This window comes from Rhodoferax sp. OV413 (assembly GCF_945881795.1).
Lineage (GTDB): Bacteria > Pseudomonadota > Gammaproteobacteria > Burkholderiales > Burkholderiaceae_C > Allorhodoferax.
In genome coordinates this window covers 1-23,867 of record NZ_CAMCVG010000033.1, presented here as the reverse complement: position 1 = coordinate 23,867, position 23,867 = coordinate 1, and the positions used below count along the sequence as shown (strand labels likewise).

Sequence of the window (23,867 nt, the reverse complement as noted above, 5' to 3'; positions counted from 1 at the left end):
GAGCACGGGGCAGCAGATGGCGGGCACGGAGGACGCGCTCTCGCCCCTGTTTGAGCGGGTGCAGGCCCGTGCCATGGGCTGGCCGGATACGGACGGGCTGCTGCCGTGGGCCGCGCAGGACGCACAGCACGCCGGCCTGCCGGCCACCCAAGGGGCCTGGGCCTGGATCACCCCCTGCCACTGGCAGATCAACGCCGACCATGTGGCCATGGACCACCCCGCGCACCTGGACCTGAGCCCCGGCGACAGCGAAGCCCTGCGCACCGCGATGCAGCCCTATTTCGCCGAAGACGGCATCACCTTGCACCCCACGGCGCGGGCGGCGGACGCTGAATCCGATTCAGACGCTGCCCCCCACGTCACGCCCGCCTTGCCCCGCGCGGTGACCTGGCTGGCGCAAGGCGACATCCTGCGCGACTTGCCTACTGCATCGCTGGCCCGTGCCTGCGGCGCCAAGGTGGACGCCTGGATGCCCCGCGCCGCGCAGGCCCGCAGCCTGCGACGGCTGCAAAATGAAATGCAGATGCTGCTCTACCGCCACCCGGTGAATGATGCGCGCGCTGCACGCAGGCAGCTGCCGGTGAATTCGTTCTGGATCAGCGGAACGGGGAGCCTGCCGGCGCCGAAGGTTTCGGCGGCCAAAGATGTGGCGCCTCACGCAAGCGCTGCGGCCATCGAGCTGCATAGCGACCTGCAGGCCGCGGCCCTGCGCGACGACGCAGCCAGCTGGGTGCGGGCCTGGCAGGCGCTGGACGGTGGCACCATCGCACCGCTGCTGGACCGCGCGCGCGCCGGCCAGACCCTGGCCATCACCCTGTGCGGTGAGCGCTTGGCCGCCACCCTGTTGCTGGACAACAGCCGCTGGTGGCGCCGGTTGCAGCGCCGCTGGACAGACCCCACGCTTGCCGCCCTCCTGGACACCCTTTGAGATTATGAAAATCATCACCCGCGATATTCCCCCCCGCGCAGCCTGGGCGCTGGAGCAATCGGGCATCCACCCGCTGCTGGCCCGCCTGTATGCCGCGCGCGGAGTGACCGGAACCGATGAGCTGGACGACGCGCTGGCCAAGCTGCTGCCTCCGCACAGTCTGCTGGGCGCCGTGCAGGCTGCCTCCCTGCTGGCAGACGCCATTGCACAGCACAAAAAGCTTTGCATCGTGGCTGACTACGACTGCGATGGCGCCACCGCCTGCGCGGTCGCCGTGCGCGGCCTGCGCCTGCTCGGGGCGCAGCATGTGGACTACTTGGTCCCGGACCGCGTGATCGACGGCTACGGCCTGACCGCCCCCATCAGCGAGCGGGTGAAAAAATCCGGCGCCGATGTGCTGATTACCGTGGACAACGGTATCGCCAGCGTAGAAGGTGTTGCCCGCGCCAACGCGCTGGGACTGCAGGTGCTGGTGACCGACCACCACCTTCCCGGCAGCGAGCTGCCAGAGGCCGATGTCATCGTCAACCCCAACCAGCCGGGATGCGGCTTTGAGAGCAAGTCCATGGCCGGGGTGGGCGTGATGTTTTATGTGCTGCTGGCCCTGCGCGCCGAGCTGCGCCAGCGCGGCCTGTTTGACGCAGCTAGCCAACCCAAGCTCGATGCCCTGCTGCCCCTGGTCGCGCTGGGCACGGTGGCAGACGTCGTCAAGCTCGATGCCAACAACCGCCGCCTCGTCGCACAGGGGCTTAAAAGGGTGCGGGCGCTTGCCATGCCGGCGGGACTAGCTAGCCTTTTTGTAGCAGCAGGACGCAAGGCGGAAGCGGCTACGACGTTTGACTTCGGCTTTGCGCTGGGGCCGCGCATCAACGCGGCCGGCCGGCTGAGCGACATGACGCTGGGCATTGAGTGCCTGCTGACCGACGACCCGGCGCGCGCCGATGAGTTGGCCAAAACCCTGGACAGCATCAACCGCGAGCGCCGCGAGATCGAGGGCGACATGCGCGAGCAGGCATTTGCCATTGCCGAGAGCCTGTTTGACGAGGGCGAGGAGCCGCCGCCAGCCATCTGCGTATTTGACCCCGACTTTCACGAAGGCGTGGTCGGCATTGTGGCCAGCCGCATCAAGGACAAGCTGCACCGCCCCACTTTTGTGTTCGCAGCCAGTGCCGCCGAGGGGAAGGAACACGAACTCAAGGGCTCCGGCCGCAGCATCCCCGGCTTTCACCTGCGCGACGCGCTAGACCTGGTGGCCAAGCGTTACCCCGGCGTCATCCTGCGCTTTGGCGGCCACGCTATGGCTGCGGGCTGCACCGTGGCAGAAGAATTTTTTGACGATTTTGAGAACGGCCTGAACGAGGTGGCGCAGGAATGGCTGGACGCCGCCACGCTCACCCGCCGCATGGAGACCGACGGCCCCCTGTCCGCCGAATACCGGCGGGTGGATGTGGTGGACGCGCTGCACAAGGAAGTCTGGGGCCAGGGCTTTGCCGCGCCCACCTTCAGCGAGGAGGTCGAAGTGCTTTCGCAAAGGCTGGTGGGCGAGAAGCATCTCGCGCTCAAGCTCAAGCACCAGGGCGAACCGGTGGACGGCATCTGGTTCAGCCGCACCGAGCCGCTGCCGCCCAAGGTGACGCTGGCTTTCCGGCTCGATGCCGACGAGTGGAACGGCGTGCGCCGGGTGCGCTTTCTGGTCGAGGGCGCGCAGGGGTGACATCGGGCGCCGCGCCAGGCCATCCCACCACCTCCAGCGCTGCATTCAGTGCTGCATTCAGCGCCGCGCTCAGTGCGACAGAGCGTCGGCAATTGGCCGATGCCGCAGCACAGGCCAACAGCACGCCGCCGGCCGACATGCGCATTTTTTGGCTGGCCGGCAACGCAGAGCAGCAGCCGCTGCGGCTGGGGCTGCTGCAGCCCGAGCGCGCGGCTCTTCTGGCAGAGCTGCTGCCCCACAACGAGATTCACGAAACCGCGATCCACATTTTTGGCGACACGCATGCCTCCGGCCTGCATTGGCACGCGCAGCACCTGAGCCCCGTCGATCGCAGCGCCCGGCTGCAAGCCGCCTTACAGGCCTGCCATGCGCGCGGTCTGGTGCACGGTTGGCGCGATGAAGCCTTCGCGTTCTGGGGGCACGACTGCCTGATGCCCCCGGAAGATGGCCGCCCTCCCCTGCTGGCGGTGGAACGGGCGGGCTTCCGGTTTTTGGGCATGCGCAGCCACGCAGTACACATCAATGGTTTCACCGCAGACGGCCGGCTCTGGTGCGGCCGACGCGCCCGCACCAAGGCCACCGACCCAGGACAGCTGGACAACGTGACCGCAGGCGGCCTGCCGGCGGGCGAAGCGCCGTGGCACTGCGCGCAGCGCGAGCTGCTCGAAGAGGCCGGCGCGCTGCCGGCCGACACCCAGGCGCTGCACGCCCACGGCCTGATACGCACCGCCCGCGTGGACGCCGGCGGCTGGCACGACGAAACCCTGCTGGTTTACAACTGGGCCTGCCCCGCAGGCTGGACGCCCCGCAACCAGGACGGCGAGGTGGCCGAGTTCCTGTGCCTCACGCCGGCGCAGACGGTGTCTCGGATTCTGGAGGGCGAATTCACCCGCGATGCCGTGGCCTCGCTGGCGCAGGGCCTGGGACTGGGTACGGGGCCGGGTACGGGGGGCCCTTGACCCGCGCACGGCGGGCCTGAAAGGCTCGAGACATGACAAATCGTTACCATGCAGGCCAGTATTAAAGAGACTCTATGTCGAAGCCCAGCACTCCCCCCACCTCGCCGAACTACGGCGCTGACGCTTCCGGCCTGATTTACGGCTTTTTGTTCGATGCACAAGGCCTCGCGAAAACCATCTCCGGCGACGAAGCGCTCACCTGGCTGGCGCAGCCGGCACCTGAAGACGGCGGCTTTGTCTGGCTGCATTTCAACCTGGCGCATTCGGCTTGTACCAAGTGGCTCAAGGAAAACCTGCAGCTCTCCGACATCTTTCACGAATCGCTGGCGGAGGGCTCCCGATCCACCCGGGTGGAGCTGGACGATGACATGCTGGTGGCCGTGATCAATGACGTGCATTACGACTTTGACTTCGAACCTTCAGATATCTCCACCCTGCGTTTGTCGGTCGGGCCGCGCCTGGTGGTGAGTGCGCGGTTGCAGCCCCTGCGCTCTATCGACAAGCTGCGTGACGCGGTCCGTCGCAACGCGCAGGTCATGTCACCGGTCGCCTTGCTGGTGCATCTTATGCACGACCAAGGGGATGTGCTGGTTGGCATCGTGCGCAACACCACCACACGGGTGGACGAGCTGGAAGACAAGCTGTTGGCGGGCCGGCTGGAGTCCAAGCGCGCCAACCTCGGATCGCTGCGCCGTCTGCTGGTGCGCCTGCAGCGCCTGCTCGCGCCCGAGCCGGCGGCCCTTTTCCGGCTGCTGCGCACGCCGCCGGAGTGGATTTCCGAAGACGACCTCGACGCTCTGCGCCAGTCCACCGAGGAATTCAACGTCGCCCTCAGCGACATGGCGGCACTGCAAGAGCGCATCAAGTTGCTGCAGGAAGAAATTGCGGGTCGCGTCGCCGAGGCCAACAACCGCAGCCTGTATGTCTTGACGATCGTCACCGTTTTGGCGCTGCCGATCAACATGATCGCCGGCTTGCTGGGCATGAACGTGGGCGGCATTCCACTGGCCGAAGACGCGCACGGCTTCTGGTGGATTGTGGCGCTGATCATCAGCTTCACCGCCGTGGCGGCTTACTTCGCCTTCCGCGATCCGCGGGAATAAAAAAGCCCAAGCGCTGGCTTGGGCTTTTCTCGATTTTCAAGTCCTTTTAGGCCGCTAACCCCCGCAGAATATGCGGTATTCGCTTCTAAAATAATAGCAAATATACGTCTGGGCTCAATACACTGCCGGTATGTACATGTTGGCCGGCACGGGGTGGCGTTCGTAGTCTTTGTTGCGCACGCGTTCGGGCAGCTCGATCGGCGGGTGCGGAATTTCTTCGTAGGGCATTTGACTCAGCAGGTGGTGGATGCAGTTCAGCCGGGCCTTCTTCTTGTCCACCGCCTGCACCACCCACCAGGGCGCCTCAGGAATATGGGTGCGCTCCAGCATGGCTTCCTTGGCATGGGTGTAAGCCTCCCAGCGCACGCGGGACTGCAGGTCCATCGGGCTGAGCTTCCATTGCTTGAGCGGGTCGTGGATACGGCCCAGGAAGCGGGTGTGCTGCTCTTCGTCCGAGATCGAGAACCAGTATTTGAGGACCTGCACGCCGGAGCGCACCAGCATCTTCTCGAACTCGGGCACGGTGCGGAAAAACTCTTCGAGCTGTTCGTCGTTGCAAAAGCCCATGACGCGCTCGACACCGGCGCGGTTGTACCAGCTGCGGTCAAACAACACGATTTCGCCGGCCGCAGGCAGGTGGCTCACATAGCGCTGGAAGTACCACTGGGTGCGTTCCCGGTCATTGGGGGCGGGCAGCGCCGCCACACGGCAAACGCGGGGGTTGAGTCGCTGGGTAATGCGCTTGATGGCGCCACCCTTGCCGGCCGCGTCGCGTCCTTCAAAAATCACGACCACTTTGTGCCCGGTGGCGACCACCCAGTCCTGCAACTTCACCAGCTCGCCCTGCATCCGGAAGAGCTCGCGGAAATAGGTGCGGCGGTCGTTGCGCTGCTGCTCGGTGGTGGCGGCAGATGTGCCGTCTGCCAGCTCGTCCTGGTTGTGGTCGTCGAGCTCCATTTCCATCTCTTCGTCAAAGCTGTCCAACATGTCACTGCGGATGCGACGGATCAAATCTTCTTCACTCACACTCATGGTTCACTCCTTGGGGGGCGGGTTTTTGTGATCTGAGGGTAGGCAACAGAAGTTTCATATTTATGACCGAAAAATGAAACATTCACCCGTAAGTTGCTTGTATTACGAGCGGCGCAAACTGCCCGCTTCCACACTAATTTTTACAGGAGACCCTTATGTCACGTGAAGTCGTCGTCGTCAGCGCAGTGCGCACCGCCATCGGCACCTTTGGCGGCAGCATGAAGGACATTGCCCCCACCGAGCTTGCCGCCCACGTAGTCCGCGAGTCGCTGTCCCGCGCCAGCGTAGAGGGCAAGGATGTGGGCCATGTGGTGTTTGGCCATGTAGTGAACACCGAGCCCAAAGACATGTACCTCAGCCGCATGGCCGCCATCAACGGCGGTTGCGCACACGAAACACCCGCCTACAACGTGAACCGCCTGTGCGGCTCGGGGCTGCAAGCCATCGTCAACGCCAGCCAGAGCATTCTGCTGGGTGACGCCGACATCGCCATTGGCGGGGGCGCTGAAAACATGAGCCGCGCGCCCTTTGCGAGCCTGAATATGCGCTGGGGCGCCCGCATGGGCGACAGCAAGATGGTGGACATGATGATCGGCGCACTGCACGACCCCTTCCACACCATCCACATGGGCGTCACCGCCGAAAACATTGCCACCAAGTGGGGCATCAGCCGGGAAGAGCAGGACGCCCTGGCCGTGGAGAGCCACAACCGCGCCCAGCGGGCCACTGCCGCCGGTTACTTCACCAGCCAGATCATGCCGGTCATGCTCAAGAGCAAGAAGGGCGAGGTGGCATACGCCACCGACGAGCATTTCCGCCCCGACTGCAAGCTCGACGACATGACCAAGCTCAAGCCGGTGTTCGTCAAAGAAAACGGCACCGTCACCGCGGGCAACGCGTCGGGCATTAACGATGCGGCAGCCGCCGTGGTGCTGATGGAGAGAAGCGTGGCGAAGGCGCGTGGCCTGAAGCCGCTGGCCCGCCTGGTGGCCTACGCCCACGCCGGCGTGGATCCGCAGTACATGGGCATCGGTCCGGTGCCGGCATCGCGCCTGGCGCTGCAAAAAGCAGGGCTCACGGTGAACGACCTTGATGTGATTGAGGCCAACGAAGCCTTTGCCGCGCAGGCCTGCGCCGTCACCAAAGACCTGGGGCTGGACCCGGCCAAGGTCAACCCTAATGGCTCAGGTATCTCTTTGGGCCACCCGATTGGCGCAACCGGCGCCTTGATTACCGTCAAAGCTTTATACGAGCTTGAGCGAATCAACGGTCGCTATGCGCTGGTGACTATGTGCATTGGCGGCGGCCAAGGCATTGCCGCTATTTTTGAACGCGACCGCTAAAGGAAATCAAGGTGGGGCCTGTTTAGAACAGGTCCACGTCCATCTCGTCAACCACTTGCTCGGCCAGCTTACCCTCGGCCACGAGCGTGTGGTAGTTGCAGACCTGGTTGCGGCCATTGCCCTTGGCGAAGTACACCGCCTTATCAGCCCGGCCGAAGGCGCTGCTGGGCGTGTCGTTGGGCATGAGGCTGGAGACCCCGATACTCACCGTGATGGTGCCTGCCTGCGGAAACTTGTAGGCCTGTACCCGCTCGCGCAGCCGCTCAAGCGCCGACTCGGCGTACTGCGCGCTGTCGCAGCGCATGAGGATCACAAACTCCTCGCCACCAAAGCGGTAAAGCTGGTCGTGGAAGCGGAAGTTGTCGCGCATTAACCGCGCCACCAGCAGCAACACCTCGTCGCCAATCAGGTGGCCGTAGTTGTCGTTGACGCGCTTGAAGTGATCAATATCGAGTACCGCGAGGAAAACTCCCACCCCGCCGGACGCCGTTTCACGCCGCTCGGAGAATTCACCCGAGACGGCATTGCGCTGGTCCGAGGTGGCCTTGAAAAAGGCGCCGTCAAAGGTCTTGCGGTTGAGCAGCTCGGTCAGCGAATCGCGCTCGCCGTAGTCCAACAGGCCCAACAGATTCTGGTACGCCAGCAACAGGCTCTGCAAGAGATCCACTTGCGCCGGCTGCAGACTGTGCGAAGCCGTCACTTCCAGCATGACTTCAAGCCCCTGGGTTCCGACCATCGGCAACACCACGGTGTGGAGCCCGCCCTCGCTGGGGCCTTCGGTTTGTACAGCGCGGCCTTTGTGCATTGCGCTTGTTCGCAAGGGGCTATCGCTCAGGCGGGGTAGCAGACTCCAGTCCGACCAGAGCAAGTCGCGGGTTGGAATTTCCTGACCGGCCGTCGCGGCAGCCAGTGAGAGGCAGCGGCGTTCATCGCCCTCGCCCACAATGCGAAACAGCGTGGCGCGTGACAAGTCGAAATTGGCGCCATGCAGCACCAGCCGCACGAGTTCAGTGTCTAAAGCATCGCGGTCACGAAGACCACTCAATACTGCTAGACGTTGCACCAATCCGTTCATGAATCCATTACCTTGTTGTGTCCTTGGCAGGCTTGGGCATCCGGATGCGTCGGAGGTTGACGCCACTCCAATCGCGCTAAGCAGCTTCACGCAGCGCTCCGCAGACCCCTCACCGCATACCCGCGCCATCTTAGTGCAGGCAGTAGTCGGTTCAAAGACACCCCTGCCACGCCTAGGGCAAGAATCCAACAGGACAGGATTTCACAATCCGGCTCAGGACTCGCCCTGGAAGCCGCCGGAGCGCAGCGTGACCACCAGCGTGTCACGGTAGCCATCCTGCTTCAGCGGCTGGATAGGAGTGGACTCGTGGATGACCCGCTCGTCATCAAGCAGCAGCACCGACCATGGCTCGCTCAGGGTGAATCGCTGCCCGTTCGGGCCATCGCATTCGAACACCCGGGTCTCTCCGCCTTTGACGCCGTGGCGCGCCACCAGAAACACGGCCACCAGGTTCACTCCGTCGCGGTGGGCTCCCTCGGGCGTGGGCCGGCCAATGCCGTCGGTTGTGTCGATGCGGAACTGATGCGCCTCAGCAAACCAGGCGCGCGGCCCCTTGAGCTCATCGGCCACGCCCCCCAACCAGGCCAGCAGGCTTTCCCACTCCGGCTGCGACGTCATCTCCTGCGGCATAGGCTCAAAGTGCCGCTGCATGCCGCCATGCAGTGCGTTGTAGGCCAGCGGCTGCCAGTGCGGGCGGTGCTGCACCATCGCCACTTTTCCTGTGTCCACAATAAAGCAAGAGTGCCGCCTCCTACGGTAACGACCGCCGTCCTTCAAGTAGTTGTCGGGTGGCAAATCGCTCCACCTGCTGCACCAATCCAGCAAGCATGCGAGGGGAACATCCGCAAGGCCGGCGACTTGGCCGGCCCCCAGGACCGCATAGCCCTGGCGAAATAGTGTGGCGCCCAAATCCACGGTGCGGGCCAGCAAGGGCGGCTGAAATGAAACGGTCATGTGCAGAATTATCAACGCCCCCTTGGCGACATGGCCTGCGCTGAGTCAATACACTGGGGGCCTTTACCGGTTAGGCTCACCTCACTAAGAGACCTCTCCATGACCCAGACCTACACCCCAATGACCTGGAACCAGGACCTCGTACTTGACCTGCCTTTTCTGGACCAGGTCCATGAAGAGTTTGTGGATTTGCTGGCGGAGACGGTGCAAACCGAAGACGACATGCTCCTGCCCATGTGGTCGCGGGTCATTGCCCATACGCAAGACCACTTTGACCGCGAGGACCAGTGGATGGAGGCCACCCAATTCGGCCCTCGCGGCTGCCACTCGGGCCAGCACGCCATGATTCTGGCGGTCATGCGCGAATGCGAGGCCCGCGGCCACGGCGGCGACAAGGCCATGGTGCGACAGCTGGCCTATGAGCTAGGCATCTGGTTCGCAGAGCACGCGCAGACCATGGACGCCGGCCTGGCGGTCCATCTCAAGTCCTGCGGATTCGACCCCGAAGCGGCCCATCACTCCGCCCCCGACGCCTCTGCCGCCACCGCGGCCCAGCCGGCCTGAGCGCCGAGCGCATGGCGAAACCCCCGCCCAAGAGCGGCCCTGCCGATACCCCGGCGTCTGCCGTGGACCAGAGCCAACTCGGCTTGCTGCGCGAGCACCGCCGCCGGCACCGCCACAAAAACCCGCCAAGGGTGCTGCTGGCGAGCGAGCAGGTCGACCTGCCACCAACCACTCGCGGACAGCGCATGGCCGACATTGTGGCCAGCACAGTGGGGTCATGGCGCTTCATCCTGATCCAGAGCGCCCTGATTGCTGCCTGGATTACCGGCAACGCGCTCACCGGCCCGGGTGCCTGGGACCCTTACCCCTTCATCCTGCTGAATCTGCTGCTCTCATTTCAGGCCGCCTACACCGCCCCGGCCATCATGATGAGCCAAAACCGCCAGTCCGAGCTGGACCGCAAGCACGCCGAAAGCGACTACGAGGTCAACGTCAAGGCAGAACTCGAAATCGAGCTGCTGCACGAAAAAATCGACCTGCTCAAAGACAAGGAACTGCTCCTGCTGACCCAGGCGGTGCAAGACCTTTCGCGGCAGTTGGCAGAGTTACGGGCCCAGCAGCCGGGCCGCTGAATCTGGCGCCTTTACGCCCCGTAGCGCTCGCGGGCCAGTGCCGCGCCTTTAGCAAGGGCTTCTAGTTTTTTGGTGGCAACTTCGCGGCTCATGGGGGCGAGGCCGCAGTTGGTGCAGGGAAAAATGCGGTTGCGCGGCACATGCTGCAGGGCGATGCCAATGGTGTCGGCGATCTGCTCGGGGGTTTCGATCACGTCGCTGGCCACGTCGATTACTCCGACCATCACATCTTTGTCCTTGAGCAGCGCCATCAAATCGGGCGGCACGTGCGAGTGGTAGCACTCCAAACTCACCTGTTGGATGCTGCTGGCCGCGAGCGCCGGAAACACCTGCGCATATTGGCGCCACTCGCCGCCCAGGGTTTCCTTCCAGTCGTTGTTGGCTTTGATACCGTAGCCGTAGCAAATGTGCACGGCCGTGGTGCATGTCAGCCCCTTCGCGGCAATTTCGAGCGCCTGCACGCCCCAATCTGCCGCGTCTTGCATGTAGACATTGAATGCCGGTTCATCAAACTGAATGATGTCGACTCCGTCGGCCTGCAGGGCCAGTGCTTCCTGATTCAGGAGCTCGGCGAAGGCAAAAGCCATGGCCTTGCGATCGCCATAAAAACGGTCAGCTACCGTGTCCACAATGGTCAGCGGGCCGGGCATGGTGAATTTGAGCTTCTTTTTGGTGTGGGCACGGGCCAATTGGGCCTCGAAGGCGTGCACCCGTCCCTTGAGACGCAGCGCAGCCACCACCTGTGGCACCAGCGCGTCGTAGCGGTTATTGCGGATGCCCATAGTGACCTTGTTCTCAAAGTCAATGCCTTCCACCTGCTCCAAAAAGCCGTGTACGAAATGCTGGCGGCTTTGCTCGCCGTCTCCCACCACATCAAGGCCCGCATCCTCCTGCGCCTTGATCCACAGGAGCGTCGCGTCGGCTTTGGCCTGCTGCAATTCGGGCCCAGCCAAGCGCCACTGGGGCCAGAGCTTTTCGGTCTCCGACAACCATGAAGGTTTGGGCAGGCTGCCTGCAATGGCGGTTTCAAACATGGGTTCTCCTTGTGGGGTGGGTTGAAGCGGCGACCTTAGCGCATAGCGACCCGCTTACTGGCGCGTGGGCGACATCGCCCCCGGGGAACAGCCCCGGTACGGTAGAGCGCAGTTTAGTGGCACGGAACCTGCTTCGCTTATACCGCCTGGAGGGTAATGACCCGAACGCTGGAAAACCCCGACATAAACCTGTGCCAGGGGCGTGCGGCTGAGGCTACATTTGTGGCTCAGCTGCAGGATGCGCAAGCCAAATGCGTGCACACTGCAGATTCAAACTTTAGGAGTAATCACTATGAGCATGAAAAACGTGAAGACACTGGCTGCCATCGTGGCCGCATGGGGAGCTATGGTGGCCATGCCCGCCTACGCCGGCAAGACACTGGACGCCATCAAGGCCCGCGACCAGGTGGTGTGCGGCGTGAATACCGGCCTGGCCGGTTTTGGTGCAGCCGACTCCAACGGCAAGTGGACCGGTCTGGACGTGGACGTCTGCCGCGCTGTGGCTGCAGCCGTACTGGGCAGTGGCGACAAGGTGAAATATGTTCCGTTGAACGCGCAAGCCCGTTTTACTGCGCTGCAGTCCGGCGAGATTGATGTGCTTTCTCGCAACACCACCTTCACGCTCACCCGCGATGCGTCTTTGGGCCTGTCGCAAACCGCAGTGACCTATTACGACGGCCAGGGCTTCATGGTGCCCGTCAAGAGCAAGCTCAAAAGCGCCAAGCAGCTCAAGGGCCAGACCGTGTGCGTGCAATCCGGCACCACCACCGAGAAGAACCTGACCGACTTCTCCAAGGCCAACGGCCTGAATATCAAGCCCATCGTGTTTGAAAAGCTCGAGGCTGCGGAAAGCGCCTACTTTGCGGGCCGCTGCGTGTCGTACACCACCGACGCGTCTGGCCTGGCCTCGACCCGCAACAAAGTTGCCAAGAACCCGGCCGAACACATGATCCTGCCGGAGCTGATCTCCAAAGAGCCCCTCGGCCCCATGGTCCGCCGCGGTGATGACGAATGGACAGCTATCGTGAAATGGACCATCTACGGCCTGCTGGAAGCCGAAGAGTACGGCGTGACCGCCGACAACGTGGACGACCTCAAGGCCAACAGCCCCGACCCGGTGATCGGCCGCCTGCTGGGCTCCAAGGAAGACACCGGCAAGCTGCTGGGCCTGGACAAAGACTGGCTCGCCCGCGCAATCAAAACCACTGGCAACTACGGCGAAATGTTTGAACGCAATGTGGGCCCCAAGTCCCCGCTGCAATTGCCCCGCGGCCTGAACAACCTGTGGAGCAAAGGCGGCGTGCAATACGCGCCACCCATCCGCTAAGAGCCTGATGCACATTGCACCCATGCCGCAATGTGCCCCGAAAATGGGCAGCCGCACACTCTTTGCGCTGCCCTTTTTTCTTCTTCAAAGCCCTTGGTTTTTCTCATGAAAAAGCGATTCCGAGTCGTTCAAAGAGGCTGACATGTCCGCTTCCGAATCCGCACCCGCCTCCCGCCCGAAGCCCGCCAAGGAGTCGTGGTCCTGGCGCAGCCAGGCCGTGCGCGGGCTATTGTTTCAGGCAGTCGCAGTGGCGTTGGTGCTGGCGGTAGTTCTCTACCTGACGCACAACACAGCCACCAACATGAAGCTGCGCGGCATCCAGAGCGGTTTCGACTTTCTCTCCAGCCCGGCAGGCTTTGACATCGGCGAGAGCCTGTTTGCTTTTGACTCGGCGGAGTCCTACTGGCGCGCTTATCTGGTGGGCTTTGTGAACACCCTGAGGGTTGCGGTGGTGGGCATTGTGCTGACCACCATTCTGGGAACGCTCATTGGCGTGGGGCGCTTTTCGCGCAATGCGCTGATTCGCGGCCTGTGCATGGCTTATGTGGAATTCTTTCGCAACATCCCCGTGCTGCTGCAGCTGCTCATGTGGTACCTGCTGTTCACCGAGTTGCTGCCTGCCTCCAACGAACCCCTGGTGATGGGCCCTTTATTTTTGAGTAAGGGCGGGCTGAACTTTCCGATTCCGGTGTGGGCCGACGGGCACATCTGGGCTGCCTGGGGGCTGCTGGGTGGCCTGCTGGCGGCGCTGGCCTACCGGTCCCATGCGCGCGCATTTTTCGAAAAAACCGGCAAGTCCAAAAGTAGGATCGGTGCGCCACTGGCCCTGCTGCTCGTCGGCGGCTTGGCAGGCTGGCTGCTGGGTGGGGCGCCGACGGCGCTCAATATGCCCGTTCAGGGTGAATTTGCCATTGAGAATGGTGGCGCCCTCACGCCGGAGTACCTCTCGGTTCTGCTGGGCCTGACGATCTATACCGCGGCCTTTGTCGCCGAGGTGGTGCGCGGCGGTATTCAGTCGGTGTCACTCGGGCAGGCGGAGGCTGCGGCCGCGCTGGGCTTGAGCCGCGGACAGGCCATGCGACTGGTGATGCTGCCGCAGGCGCTGCGGGTGATCATTCCCCCCACCACCAACCAGTACCTCAACCTCACCAAGAATTCCTCGCTGGCGGTGGCCATCGGCTACCCGGATGTGGTGTCGATTGCCAACACCGCCATCAACCAGACCGGTCGCGCCGTGGAGTGCATTGCCATCATCATGTTGGTGTACCTCAGTACCTCACTGCTCACTTCAGTGGCCATGAACTGGTACAACAACCGCTCCGCCATCCGGGAGCGCTAAGGGAAACCCATGGGCACAAGTCATCTCCCGGGCAGCTACATCCCCATCGCTCCGCGGCCGGCACCCGTCAAAACCGAGGGGCTGCTTGCATGGCTGCGACTCAACCTGTTTGCTGATTGGCAGACCACCCTGGGCACCCTGCTGATCCTGGCGGTGCTGTTGTCGGTGTTGCCGCGGTTCCTGGACTGGGGCCTGGTGCAAGCGGTGTGGGTACCCCGCTTTGAGGACTGCCGGGCGGACGGGGCCGGCGCCTGTTGGGGCGTGATCGTGGAGAAGTTCCGCATCATCATCTTCGGCCGCTTTCCTTTTGAGGAGCAATGGCGCCCGCTCGTCGCCAGCCTGTTGTTGCTGGGCTTGCTGGTGGCCAGTTGCATGCGCATGTTCTGGCGTCCGGGCCTGGCCTTGGCCTGGGTGCTGGTGCTGGGCAGCTTTTACCTGCTCATGGCCGGCGGTGTCGGGGGCCTGAGCCGGGTAGACACCGACCGCTGGGGCGGCTTGCCGCTCACTTTGCTGCTGTCAACCCTGTCCATGGCCATGGCATTTCCGCTGGCTTTGCTGATCGCGCTGGGCCGGAGATCCGATCTGCCGGCCATCCGAAGTTTTTGCACAATCTATGTCGAGCTGATTCGCGGCGTGCCGCTGATCTCTGTGCTGTTCATGGCGTCGTTCATGTTCCCTCTGCTCATGCCCCAGGGTTTCAGCATTGATGTATTGATACGGGTGCTGGCTGGCATTACGCTGTTTGCGGCCGCCTACATGGCGGAGGTGATTCGCGGCGGGCTGCAGGCCGTGCCCAAAGGCCAGATAGAAGCGGCCGCCACGCTGGGCCTGAGCTACTGGCAGACACAGCGCAAGATCGTGCTGCCGCAGGCGCTCTCCATGGTCGTGCCGGGCATCATGAACAACTTCATTTCCACCTTCAAGGACACCTCGCTGGTCACCATCGTGAGCCTCTACGAGCTCACAGGCTCCATGACGCTGGCCCTGAACTCCGATGCCGATTGGCGCCCTTACAAGATCGAGGGCTACCTGTTCATCGCCCTGATTTACTTCGGCTTTTGCTTCTCCATGTCGCGCTACAGCCTCTGGATCGAGCGGCAAGTGAACAAAAGCAAACTCCGCTGAGGGCGGCGTGTTAAGGAACCCAAATGTCTGAACCCATCATCACCTTCGACAAAGTTAACAAGTGGTACGGCAACAACTTTCATGTGCTGCGCGACATTGACCTTACCGTGGCTCAGGGTGAGCGCATCGTGGTCTGCGGCCCGTCGGGTTCGGGCAAGTCAACCCTCATCCGCTGCATCAACCGGCTCGAAGAGCACCAGCAGGGCCACCTGACCGTGGACGGCGTGGAGCTCACCGACGACGTCAAGGTGATTGACGATGTGCGCAAAAAGGTGGGCATGGTGTTTCAGCAGTTCAACCTCTTTCCGCACCTCACCGTGCTCGAGAACCTCACCTTGTCGCCCATGTGGGTGGGCAAAATGCCCAAGAAAGAGGCTGAGGAAAAAGCTATGCAGCAGCTCGAGCGGGTGCGCATTGCCAACCAGGCCGACAAATACCCCCTGCAACTCTCAGGCGGTCAGCAGCAGCGGGTGGCCATCGCACGGGCGTTGTGCCTCACGCCCAAGATCATGCTGTTTGACGAGCCCACCTCTGCGCTGGATCCGGAGATGATCAAAGAGGTGCTGGACGTGATGATTGAGATGGCCAACCAAGGCATCACCATGATCTGCGTGACCCACGAAATGGGTTTTGCCAAGGCGGTCGCGGACCGGGTGATCTTTATGGACGAGGGCCAGATCGTCGAGCAAAACACGCCGGATGCGTTCTTTAACCATCCCCAAAACGAGCGCAGCCGCGACTTTCTGTCCAAAATTCTGGGGCACTGAGCCGCTGGATCAGCGGCTCACCGCGCCGGGGGACAGCCGGTCCTGCGTCCAGCGCATCAAGTCTATCCACATCTGGCGCACCTCGCCCTCCTGGGGTAAGCGTGAGGCGCTGGGCAGCTCGATAGTCACCACCGGAATGCGCCGGTGCACGCCCGCATAGTTCCCCAGCGAGCCGGGGAAGATGCCCACCTGGTCCAGATACAGCCGACCCAGGCGGCTGGGCGGCACCGATGGGCCGTCAAAGTCCAGCACGCCATAGGGCGCGTGGATGCTGACAATCAGGTCGGGCTTGAAAGCGTCCATCTGATCCAGCAAAAAGCGGGATTCCGGCTCCGACACGGCTTTGCTGCCCGGCCAGCGACGCGGATCGCGGCGAGTGCGCTGCTCCCAGTAGACCTTGGCATCGCGCGCCCAATTCGGCGTGGGGAAGTTTCGGTTAAGGTCCACGCCGTTTGCGTTGGTGCGACGCCCGGGGCGGGCGAACAGGCCATCCGGGTTCAGACTGGGAATGAAGCGCCAGTGGATGCTGAGTGGCGCGTCCGACGGGGGGGCCTTCGCCAGGCCCAGCCAGTGGTAAGCCAGGGAGATAGAGGAGCTTTCGTCGCCATGGATGCCGCCGATCACCAGCACCTTGACCTGCGCGTCAATGGGGCCCACGTCGCGCCCCCAAATCACCCGGCCCTTTACAGTACGGCCCCGCATATCCTGCAGGCCAGCGGCCTCGCACATGGCAGCAGGAACACTTGGAATTTTAGAGGAATAATCCCTGCAAATGCTTGCTATATCTGCGCTGTGAGCTATAGAAACTGTAGCAACAGAGAGTCCGAAAATGAGGCTTTTGAGCATGCGGGGCATTGTAATGGGGGCGGGATGCGAAGGATTTGCAGGCTGCCGGCCGGGTACTGCAACCAAAGCGCGGTAAATTCGTCGCATGACATCTCTCTCTCGCGCCCAGAGCGCACTCCCCCCGGATTTTTCTGCCCAGGAGTTCCGCCAGGCGCTCGGAATGTTTGCCACAGGCGTCACCATCGTCACTGCGCGCGAACCCGACGGCACGCTGGTCGGGCTCACCGCCAACTCCTTCAACTCGGTCTCCCTCACGCCGCCACTCGTGTTGTGGAGTCTGTCCCAAAAGGCGGGCTCTATGGCGGCTTTCAGCCGGGGTGCGCACTACGCCATCAACATCCTGGCCGCCGATCAACAGGAACTGGCGATGCAGTTCGCCACCAAGGACATCGACCGGTACGCCGGCGTGCAGTTTGTAGCCGGTGCCCATGGCGCCCCCTTGCTGGAGGGCGCGGTGGCCCACTTTGAGTGCTTTAACCGCAGCCAGTACGAAGAAGGCGATCACGTGATTTTTGTGGGGGAGGTCGAGCGTTGCAGCCACCGCAGCGGGGCCTCGCCGCTCTTGTTTCACGGCGGCAAGTTTTACGCCGAGCACCCGCTGTAATCGGCAATACGGGCCGGTGCTATGGGGCCGGTGCTATGGGGCAGACGCGCTTGATGGCCGACTTACAGCGTGGAATCCACGCTGTTTTGCATGGCCTTGTGCGCCACCGCGTCCAGCGCGTCGTCCATCACCGGCAGCGCAGAAATCACCTTCAGCTGACCCAGCGCCACCAGTCTGTCGTGGGTGCGCCGCGTCATGGAATGGGTGGCGCCTGCTGCATTGGTAAACAGGAACAAGGTGCCGTGCGGGCTTGCCCATGTCATCTGGGTGCGTATCCATTCGCCGTTGGTTTGCAGCTCCACCCAGGCGCCCAGCGGCAGGGGCCCCACAGGCGCTGGCGCCGCCCCGGGGGCAGAAGCCTGGTTCGGGGCCGGATTGACCAAAGACTGCAGAGGCGCATCCTCGATGTCCATCAGGTTGGAATCCTGCGCTTCCGCGGGGGCAACCCACGGATTACCGTCCTGCACCGGCCGCTGGCGAACCAGGGACGCCACTGAGGGAATACGCGGAGCAGACTTTTCGAGGATGGTGGCGGTATCGCGCTGAACCGCGCGAAAAGCGGCCTGGTGCAGGCCCATCAGCACCTCCAGAAACGCGCTCGTCTTGGTGGGCGGGTATTGGATGGTGTCGAGGCCTTCCCTCAAAGTCGCCAGCAACAGGGGGACAAGCTTGGTCAGCTTGGTGATGTTTTTGTGGGCGAGGTCAGGGTGGGCACTCCACAACATGGCCGAGACCAGGGCCTGGTATTTGTCGGCGGCGGCGGAGCCGCTCCCCCCCGACATACGCGCCTGCGCCACCACCTGGGCCCAAGGTCCGCAAAGGAATGCGAGCACTGCTTCGGACACTTTGGCCGCATCGGGGTGGCTGTCGATTTCACGGGCAATTTTTTCGGCCAGCAGGTTGCGCTGTTCTGCCTTTTCCAGCGCCTTGACTGCCTGGGTGCGTGCCTGAGCCTGCTGGGCAGACTCCTGTTGCCACAGGCCTCGGAGTTGGTCCAGGGCGTTGCGAAACAGCTCGGGGCCATCCGGCGCCGCGTTGGACAAGGGCGCCACCGCATCGCGCACAGCGCCCATGAACTCTGCAAAGCCAGCCGCCTTAACGCTGGGGTACGCCAGGCTGCGGCTAGTGATCTCTTGAATCAGCACGCGCGCTGCATGCTGCTTGTCGGTGAATATGCGTGCGTCCACCAGCACCAGGCGCATCAGCGCCGGCTCGAGCGCGCGCACCAGCGCCTGCACCGGCTTGAGCAGCCGTGGATCGCGAGCCATGTTGTCCACCATCAGATTGACCACTTCGAGACTCAAGGCCTGCGCCACTCCGCTGGCGCTGCGGCGAATCTGCTCGCGCACTGCGTCTGCTCCTGCGGCATCGGTTACGGGCTTGCCTGCGCCTTGGCGCGCTTGGAGCCGCTGCATCACATGGTCTACCTGCTGCATATCAGCCAGCGCCTCAAAGGCAGCAGGAACGGTGGACGCAAAGTCGGTGTGCGCGGCATCGGCGGGGGTATTCCAGTGCACCTGCGCATCGAACTTTTGCGAGAAATGTTCGGAAAACGTAGCAACGCGTTGGTTCGCTCCCAGCTGCGCCAGCTCACCCGCCAGAAGCTTGCGCAAGCGGTCCAGGGTGAGAAGAGACGGATCAGGGGCAGGGGCAGGCCCAGCGCCTCCGGCAGCGCCGGTGCCGCGGGTGGACGTCAGCACATAGGCGGCAGCGACCGCACCCGCGTCATGCAACTTAGCCGTAAGCCGCGCGTAGAGCGCTTTGAGCTCGCCACCCAAGGCCACGCCCATACCGTCCAGCCAGTCCTGGTGCAATCCGTGCGGCACCGCAATGCGCTCCACCGTAGTGCGCAGGGCCGCAATAAAGGAATCGGGCCGCAGGGGGTTGCGCTCGGGCTGCACCGAGGGCAGGCCCAGCGTTGCGCACACCAGGGTGTTGAGCTCCGACAGATTGGCTTCTGCCGAGAGCAGGGCCATCTGCTGCGAGCGCGCCATATTCACACTGGCCTGCACTTGCAGTTCGTCCATCAACTCCAGCTGGTCGAACGGCACATCAGCGATGTGGGGCGCCGTCACCTCGGGGGCTGCTTGCGACTTGCTGAATTGCTCCTGCAGCGCCCGGCCAAAACCGCTGCGCAGCGCTTCGTCATGCAAGAAAAGTTGCTTGAGGGACTCGGCATACAAGTCGCGCTCGTGCAGGTCGCGGGCTGAAGCCTCCTTGGCCTGCAGCCCACTTCGCAGTGCCGCTATCAGCTGCCCCATCATGCTGGCCCCGCTCGTTACCGCGTCGCTGATCGTTTCCTGATACAGAACCGCGTAATGGGCGGGGGTGTTCGGCATGCGTGCTTTCTTGGCCTGTAGATTTACTTGAGCGCCTTGTAGCGCACGCGCTTAGGCTTGGCGCCTTCTTCACCGAGGCGGCGTTTCTTGTCAGCCTCGTATTCCTGGTAGTTACCGTCAAAGAAGGTCCACTGGCTGTCGCCTTCGGCCGCGAGGATGTGGGTCGCAATGCGGTCGAGAAACCAACGATCGTGGCTGATGACGAGCATGGTGCCGGCGAATTCCAGCAAGGCGTCTTCCAGCGCGCGCAAGGTTTCCACGTCCAGATCGTTGGACGGCTCGTCCAGCATCAGTACGTTACCGCCGGCAATCAGGGTCTTGGCCAGGTGAAGACGGCCGCGCTCACCGCCGGACAACATCCCCACTTTCTTCTGCTGATCGCCCCCGTTGAAGTTGAAGCGACCGCAATAGGCGCGGCTGGCCATCTGGAACTTGCCAACGTTCAGGATGTCGAGTCCACCGGACACGTCTTCCCAGACGGTCTTTTCATCCGACAGCGCATCACGGTGCTGGTCCACAAACGCCATCTTGACGGTAGAGCCAATGACGACTTCACCAGAATCCGGTTTCTCGCGTCCGGCGATCAGCTTGAACAAGGTCGATTTACCGGCACCGTTCGGGCCGATGATGCCGACAATCGCGCCGGCAGGAATATTGAAGCTCAGGTTATCAATTAGCAAGCGGTCGCCAAAGGACTTGCTCACGCCCTTGAACTCGATCACTTGGCTACCCAATCGGTCCGCCACCGGGATAAAGATCTCGTTGGTTTCGTTGCGTTTTTGGTATTCGAAGTCGCTCAGTTCTTCAAAGCGGGCCAGACGGGCCTTGCTCTTGGCCTGACGCGCCTTCGGGTTCTGGCGGGACCACTCCAATTCCTTTTTCAAGGCTTTGGCGCGTGCTTCTTCACCCTTTTGTTCGGCCTCTAAACGGGCGCCCTTTTGGGTCAGCCAGTCGGAGTAATTGCCCTTGTAGGGGATGCCCGATCCACGGTCGAGTTCGAGAATCCACTCGGCCGCGTTGTCGAGGAAGTAGCGATCGTGGGTGATGGCCACCACGGTGCCGGAATAGCGCTGCAGGAACTGCTCCAGCCAGTCCACCGACTCAGCATCCAAGTGGTTGGTAGGTTCGTCGAGCAGGAGCATGTCGGGCTTGGAGAGCAGCAGGCGGCACAGAGCCACGCGGCGCTTCTCACCCCCTGAAAGCACGCCGATGTTGGCATCCCACGGTGGCAGGCGCAGCGCGTCGGCCGCAATTTCCAGCTGGTGCTCGGAGTCAGTGCCGGCGGTGGCGATGATGGCCTCCAACTCCGCCTGCTCGGCGGCGAGCGCGTCAAAGTCTGCGTCCTCTGCACCGTAGGCGGCGTACACCTCTTCCAGGCGGGCCTTGGCGGAAAACACCCGGCCCATGCCGCTCTCTACCGACTCGCGCACGGTGTGGGTGGGGTCGAGCTGAGGCTCCTGCGGCAGGTAGCCGATATTGAGACCCGCCATCGGGATGGCTTCTCCCTCAATCTCCTTGTCAACACCGGCCATGATTTTGAGCAAGGTGGATTTGCCCGAACCGTTGGTACCCAGCACACCGATCTTGGCGCCGGGGAAGAAGGACAAGGAAATGTCTTTAAGGATGTGCCGCTTGGGCGGCACGATCTTGCCGACGCGGTTCATGGAGAAAACGTATTGGGCCATTGCGACTCTGGTGATTCAGATGGAAAGCACTATTATCGACTGCACTGACAAGCGTGCGACAATCACCTCATTGCTGTTTTCAGTTACACGCAATGCCAGCAACTTGCTGGGGACCCCGCAGACACAGGGCGTCCCACTTTTGAATCCATCTGCCTTTGACTGACTGCTGTGCCACGGGACAGCAGAACGGCCGATTCCCAAGCGTCCAGGACGGACGCATTTATCCATGAACTTTGAAGAATTGAAGCTGGCACCCGCCATCGTGAAGGCCGTGCGCGAGCAGGGTTACGAAACCCCCACCGCCATTCAGGCGCAGGCCATCCCGCTCGTGCTCGAGGGCCACGACCTGCTGGGCGGCGCCCAAACCGGCACCGGTAAAACCGCCGCATTCACCCTGCCCCTGCTGCACCGCCTCACCATGAGCCGCAGCGCACAAAACAAGTTCGGCGGCACCGGCATCCGCGCTCTGGTGCTCACCCCCACACGCGAACTCGCAGCACAAGTGGAAGAGTCCGTCCAGACCTACGGCAAGTACCTGCAGCTCAGCTCCACTGTGGTCTTTGGCGGCGTGGGCATGAACCCGCAAATCGCCAAGGTCAAAAAGGGTGTGGACATTCTGGTCGCCACTCCGGGCCGCCTGCTCGACCTGGCGCAGCAAGGCATGTTGGACCTGGGCCAAGTGCAAATTCTGGTGCTCGACGAAGCAGACCGCATGCTGGACATGGGCTTCATCCACGACGTGAAGAAAGTGCTGGCGCTGGTGCCCAAGGAAAAGCAAAGCCTGCTGTTCTCGGCCACCTTTAGCGACGAAATCCGTGAACTCGCTAACGGCCTGCTCAAGAACCCGCAAAGCGTGCAAGTCACCCCGCGCAACACAACGGTTCAGCGCATCACGCAGGTCATTCACCCCGTGGGCCGCGGCAAGAAGAAGGCGCTGCTCGCCCACATCATCAACGAGCAGAACTGGAGCCAGGTGCTGGTGTTCACACGCACCAAGTTCGGCGCTAACAACGTGGCTGAGTTTTTAGAAAAGAATGGCATCACCGCGATGGCGTTGCACGGCAATAAGAGCCAGGCAGCCCGCACCCAAGCCCTGTCCGGCTTCAAAAGCGGCGAGGTGCGTGCGCTGGTGGCTACCGATATCGCAGCCCGCGGCATCGACATTGACGAGCTGCCGCACGTGGTGAACTACGAAATTCCGAACGTGAGCGAAGACTATGTGCACCGTATCGGCCGCACCGGCCGCGCGGGCGCCGATGGTGCAGCAGTGAACCTGGTGTGCCTGGATGAAGAAGGCTTCATGCAAGACATCGAACGCTTCACCAAGCAAAAGATCGACGTCAAAGTGATTGAGGGTTTTGCGCCGGAGCCGGGTGAAAGGGCTGAGCCTATCGCCATGGGCCGCCAGACCATCTGGGGCGGCGCAGGCAAACCGCCAAGCCGAGACGTGATGCAGGCAGCCGCCAAGGCCGCCCGCACCGAGATGCTGCAGCGCGTTCGCGACAACAAGGCCACCCAAGGCGGTGGCGGTGGACGCGGCGGGAATGGTGGCGGGAATGGTGGCGGGAATGGTGGCACGAGGGGCGTTGGTAATGGCGGCGGCGCAGGACGTAGCAGCCAAGGCCCACGCGGCAACGGCGGCGGAGGAAATGCTGGTGGCGGTGGGCGTGGCCCGGACCGCGGCGGCGAATTCCAGCCCCCCCGCTCGCAAGGCCCGCGTCCCGCGCAAGGCCGTGGACCGCGTCGTGAAGGCGGCAGCGCCGAGTTTCAGCCGCCCGCAGGCTTTACCCATGAGGGCCGGGCTCCGCGTCCGTCCACCGCGCAACCCGATCCGATGCGCACCAACGTCGACATGATGGCCGGCCGCGGCGCCCGCCGTGGTGGCGGGGGTGGTGGATACGGCGGCGGTGGCCGAAGCGGTGGCGGTGGCGGTGGTGGTTATGGCGGAGGCGGGGGCGGCCGAAGCGGGGGCGGCGGCTCCCGCGGGCCGCGGGGTTAAGGCTCAGGCCTTAGGGCATAGGTCTTAGGCTTTTAGCCACGCACAAACAGGGTGACCAAGGGCTGGTCACCCACCTGCCGGCTCCAGTGCCCATGAACGGCGGCATCGAAGGTGGCGCCTTCGGGCAGCAGGTCGGCAGAATAAAAGTGCTGGCCCGGGCCAAACACGCGCGAGGAGCCGTGTACCCCAATCTCCATCTGACCCTGCAAGATAAAGCACCACTGCGTGTGCCCCGAGCAGTGGAACTGGCTGCGAAAGCCTACTGGGCTGGTCCGCAACTGGTAGCCGCCGGAGGCAAACACTCCGGAGAGCATGGACTGCGGATTTCCCTCGTTCAGGGGAATCGTCTCCTCGCGAAACCTGGCAAAACCGTCGGTGTCGGTGAAAAGCGTGACTTTGGTGATGGTGCTCATAGAGGCCTCTTGACTATGGCCGGATTATGCGAGGCCCGGTTATGCGAGGCCCCATCCAACGAATCCGCACCCGCGACCCCACCGACTAGCGGAAAAATCAAAGTGCTACCAAATTCATAGCTATTAGCGCAATAACCACGGGCTT

21 protein-coding genes are annotated in these 23,867 nt (G+C 62.9%); 13 read left to right on the top strand and 8 right to left on the bottom strand.

Going from position 1 to position 23,867, the window contains the following annotated elements; genetic code table 11:
* The 4 genes from Q0O05_RS05995 to Q0O05_RS05980 form a co-directional block, all read left to right on the top strand.
* On the top strand, nt 1-928 hold a 928-nt coding region (locus Q0O05_RS05995), incomplete at its 5' end, for a hypothetical protein (protein ID WP_293661228.1).
* 4 nt (nt 929-932) lie between these two features.
* Nucleotides 933-2,642: a single-stranded-DNA-specific exonuclease RecJ gene (recJ, locus tag Q0O05_RS05990; protein ID WP_293661226.1), complete on the top strand. Its 1,710-nt coding sequence runs from the start codon at nt 933-935 to the stop codon at nt 2,640-2,642.
* Complete coding sequence (locus Q0O05_RS05985) at nt 2,639-3,601, top strand: DUF4743 domain-containing protein (RefSeq protein ID WP_293661224.1); 963 nt, start codon at nt 2,639-2,641, stop codon at nt 3,599-3,601. The genes recJ and Q0O05_RS05985 overlap by 4 nt, the downstream gene beginning before the upstream one ends.
* Before the next feature lie 74 nt (nt 3,602-3,675).
* Entirely contained in the window at nt 3,676-4,704 is a 1,029-nt protein-coding gene (locus Q0O05_RS05980) for a transporter (protein WP_293661222.1), read from the top strand.
* Between the two features lie 114 nt (nt 4,705-4,818).
* Here Q0O05_RS05980 and ppk2 read toward each other — a convergent pair whose 3' ends face one another.
* Nucleotides 4,819-5,730, bottom strand: a complete 912-nt coding sequence (ppk2, locus tag Q0O05_RS05975) for a polyphosphate kinase 2 (RefSeq protein WP_293661230.1) — start codon at nt 5,728-5,730, stop codon at nt 4,819-4,821.
* Nucleotides 5,731-5,891: 161 nt separating this feature from the next.
* Between ppk2 and bktB the strand changes: the two genes are divergently transcribed.
* Complete coding sequence (gene bktB, locus Q0O05_RS05970; protein ID WP_293661220.1) at nt 5,892-7,079, top strand: beta-ketothiolase BktB; 1,188 nt, start codon at nt 5,892-5,894, stop codon at nt 7,077-7,079.
* 22 nt (nt 7,080-7,101) lie between these two features.
* On the opposite strand, the gene Q0O05_RS05965 is transcribed toward bktB, so the two are convergent.
* Both Q0O05_RS05965 and Q0O05_RS05960 read right to left on the bottom strand, forming a co-directional pair.
* Nucleotides 7,102-8,154 carry a GGDEF domain-containing protein gene (locus Q0O05_RS05965; protein ID WP_293661218.1) on the bottom strand — a complete coding sequence of 351 codons (1,053 nt, stop codon included), beginning with the start codon at nt 8,152-8,154 and terminating at the stop codon, nt 7,102-7,104.
* 213 nt (nt 8,155-8,367) lie between these two features.
* Nucleotides 8,368-9,108 (bottom strand): 2OG-Fe dioxygenase family protein, encoded by a 741-nt coding sequence (locus tag Q0O05_RS05960; protein WP_293661216.1) that lies wholly within the window; start codon nt 9,106-9,108, stop codon nt 8,368-8,370.
* 99 nt (nt 9,109-9,207) lie between these two features.
* On the opposite strand from Q0O05_RS05960, the gene Q0O05_RS05955 reads away from it, so the two are divergent.
* Both Q0O05_RS05955 and Q0O05_RS05950 read left to right on the top strand, forming a co-directional pair.
* Complete coding sequence (locus Q0O05_RS05955; RefSeq protein WP_293661214.1) at nt 9,208-9,672, top strand: hemerythrin domain-containing protein; 465 nt, start codon at nt 9,208-9,210, stop codon at nt 9,670-9,672.
* Between the two features lie 11 nt (nt 9,673-9,683).
* Entirely contained in the window at nt 9,684-10,244 is a 561-nt protein-coding gene (locus Q0O05_RS05950) for a DUF1003 domain-containing protein (RefSeq protein ID WP_293661212.1), read from the top strand.
* Nucleotides 10,245-10,255: 11 nt separating this feature from the next.
* Here the strand turns inward: Q0O05_RS05950 and Q0O05_RS05945 are convergent, their stop codons facing one another.
* Nucleotides 10,256-11,278, bottom strand: a complete 1,023-nt coding sequence (locus tag Q0O05_RS05945; protein WP_293661210.1) for a methionine synthase — start codon at nt 11,276-11,278, stop codon at nt 10,256-10,258.
* A 292-nt stretch (nt 11,279-11,570) separates the two neighbouring features.
* Between Q0O05_RS05945 and Q0O05_RS05940 the strand changes: the two genes are divergently transcribed.
* The 4 genes from Q0O05_RS05940 to Q0O05_RS05925 all read left to right on the top strand — a co-directional run bounded on the left by Q0O05_RS05940 (nt 11,571) and on the right by Q0O05_RS05925 (nt 15,836).
* Complete coding sequence (locus Q0O05_RS05940; protein WP_293661208.1) at nt 11,571-12,605, top strand: amino acid ABC transporter substrate-binding protein; 1,035 nt, start codon at nt 11,571-11,573, stop codon at nt 12,603-12,605.
* A gap of 142 nt (nt 12,606-12,747) precedes the next feature.
* Complete coding sequence (locus Q0O05_RS05935; RefSeq protein WP_293661206.1) at nt 12,748-13,944, top strand: ABC transporter permease subunit; 1,197 nt, start codon at nt 12,748-12,750, stop codon at nt 13,942-13,944.
* 9 nt (nt 13,945-13,953) lie between these two features.
* Nucleotides 13,954-15,069 carry an amino acid ABC transporter permease gene (locus Q0O05_RS05930; RefSeq protein ID WP_293661204.1) on the top strand — a complete coding sequence of 372 codons (1,116 nt, stop codon included), beginning with the start codon at nt 13,954-13,956 and terminating at the stop codon, nt 15,067-15,069.
* A gap of 23 nt (nt 15,070-15,092) precedes the next feature.
* Entirely contained in the window at nt 15,093-15,836 is a 744-nt protein-coding gene (locus Q0O05_RS05925; protein ID WP_293661202.1) for an amino acid ABC transporter ATP-binding protein, read from the top strand.
* Nucleotides 15,837-15,845: 9 nt separating this feature from the next.
* Here Q0O05_RS05925 and Q0O05_RS05920 read toward each other — a convergent pair whose 3' ends face one another.
* Complete coding sequence (locus Q0O05_RS05920) at nt 15,846-16,565, bottom strand: M14 family murein peptide amidase A (protein ID WP_293661200.1); 720 nt, start codon at nt 16,563-16,565, stop codon at nt 15,846-15,848.
* A gap of 202 nt (nt 16,566-16,767) precedes the next feature.
* On the opposite strand from Q0O05_RS05920, the gene Q0O05_RS05915 reads away from it, so the two are divergent.
* On the top strand, nt 16,768-17,286 hold the full coding sequence (locus Q0O05_RS05915; protein WP_293661198.1) for a flavin reductase family protein: 519 nt from the start codon (nt 16,768-16,770) through the stop codon (nt 17,284-17,286).
* A gap of 62 nt (nt 17,287-17,348) precedes the next feature.
* Here Q0O05_RS05915 and Q0O05_RS05910 read toward each other — a convergent pair whose 3' ends face one another.
* Nucleotides 17,349-19,625, bottom strand: a complete 2,277-nt coding sequence (locus tag Q0O05_RS05910) for a DUF1631 family protein (RefSeq protein ID WP_293661196.1) — start codon at nt 19,623-19,625, stop codon at nt 17,349-17,351.
* A gap of 23 nt (nt 19,626-19,648) precedes the next feature.
* Entirely contained in the window at nt 19,649-21,310 is a 1,662-nt protein-coding gene (gene ettA / locus Q0O05_RS05905) for an energy-dependent translational throttle protein EttA (protein ID WP_293661195.1), read from the bottom strand.
* A 226-nt stretch (nt 21,311-21,536) separates the two neighbouring features.
* On the opposite strand from ettA, the gene Q0O05_RS05900 reads away from it, so the two are divergent.
* Entirely contained in the window at nt 21,537-23,309 is a 1,773-nt protein-coding gene (locus Q0O05_RS05900; RefSeq protein ID WP_293661193.1) for a DEAD/DEAH box helicase, read from the top strand.
* Between the two features lie 32 nt (nt 23,310-23,341).
* On the opposite strand, the gene Q0O05_RS05895 is transcribed toward Q0O05_RS05900, so the two are convergent.
* Entirely contained in the window at nt 23,342-23,722 is a 381-nt protein-coding gene (locus Q0O05_RS05895) for a hypothetical protein (protein ID WP_293661191.1), read from the bottom strand.
* Nucleotides 23,723-23,867 lie beyond the last annotated feature (145 nt).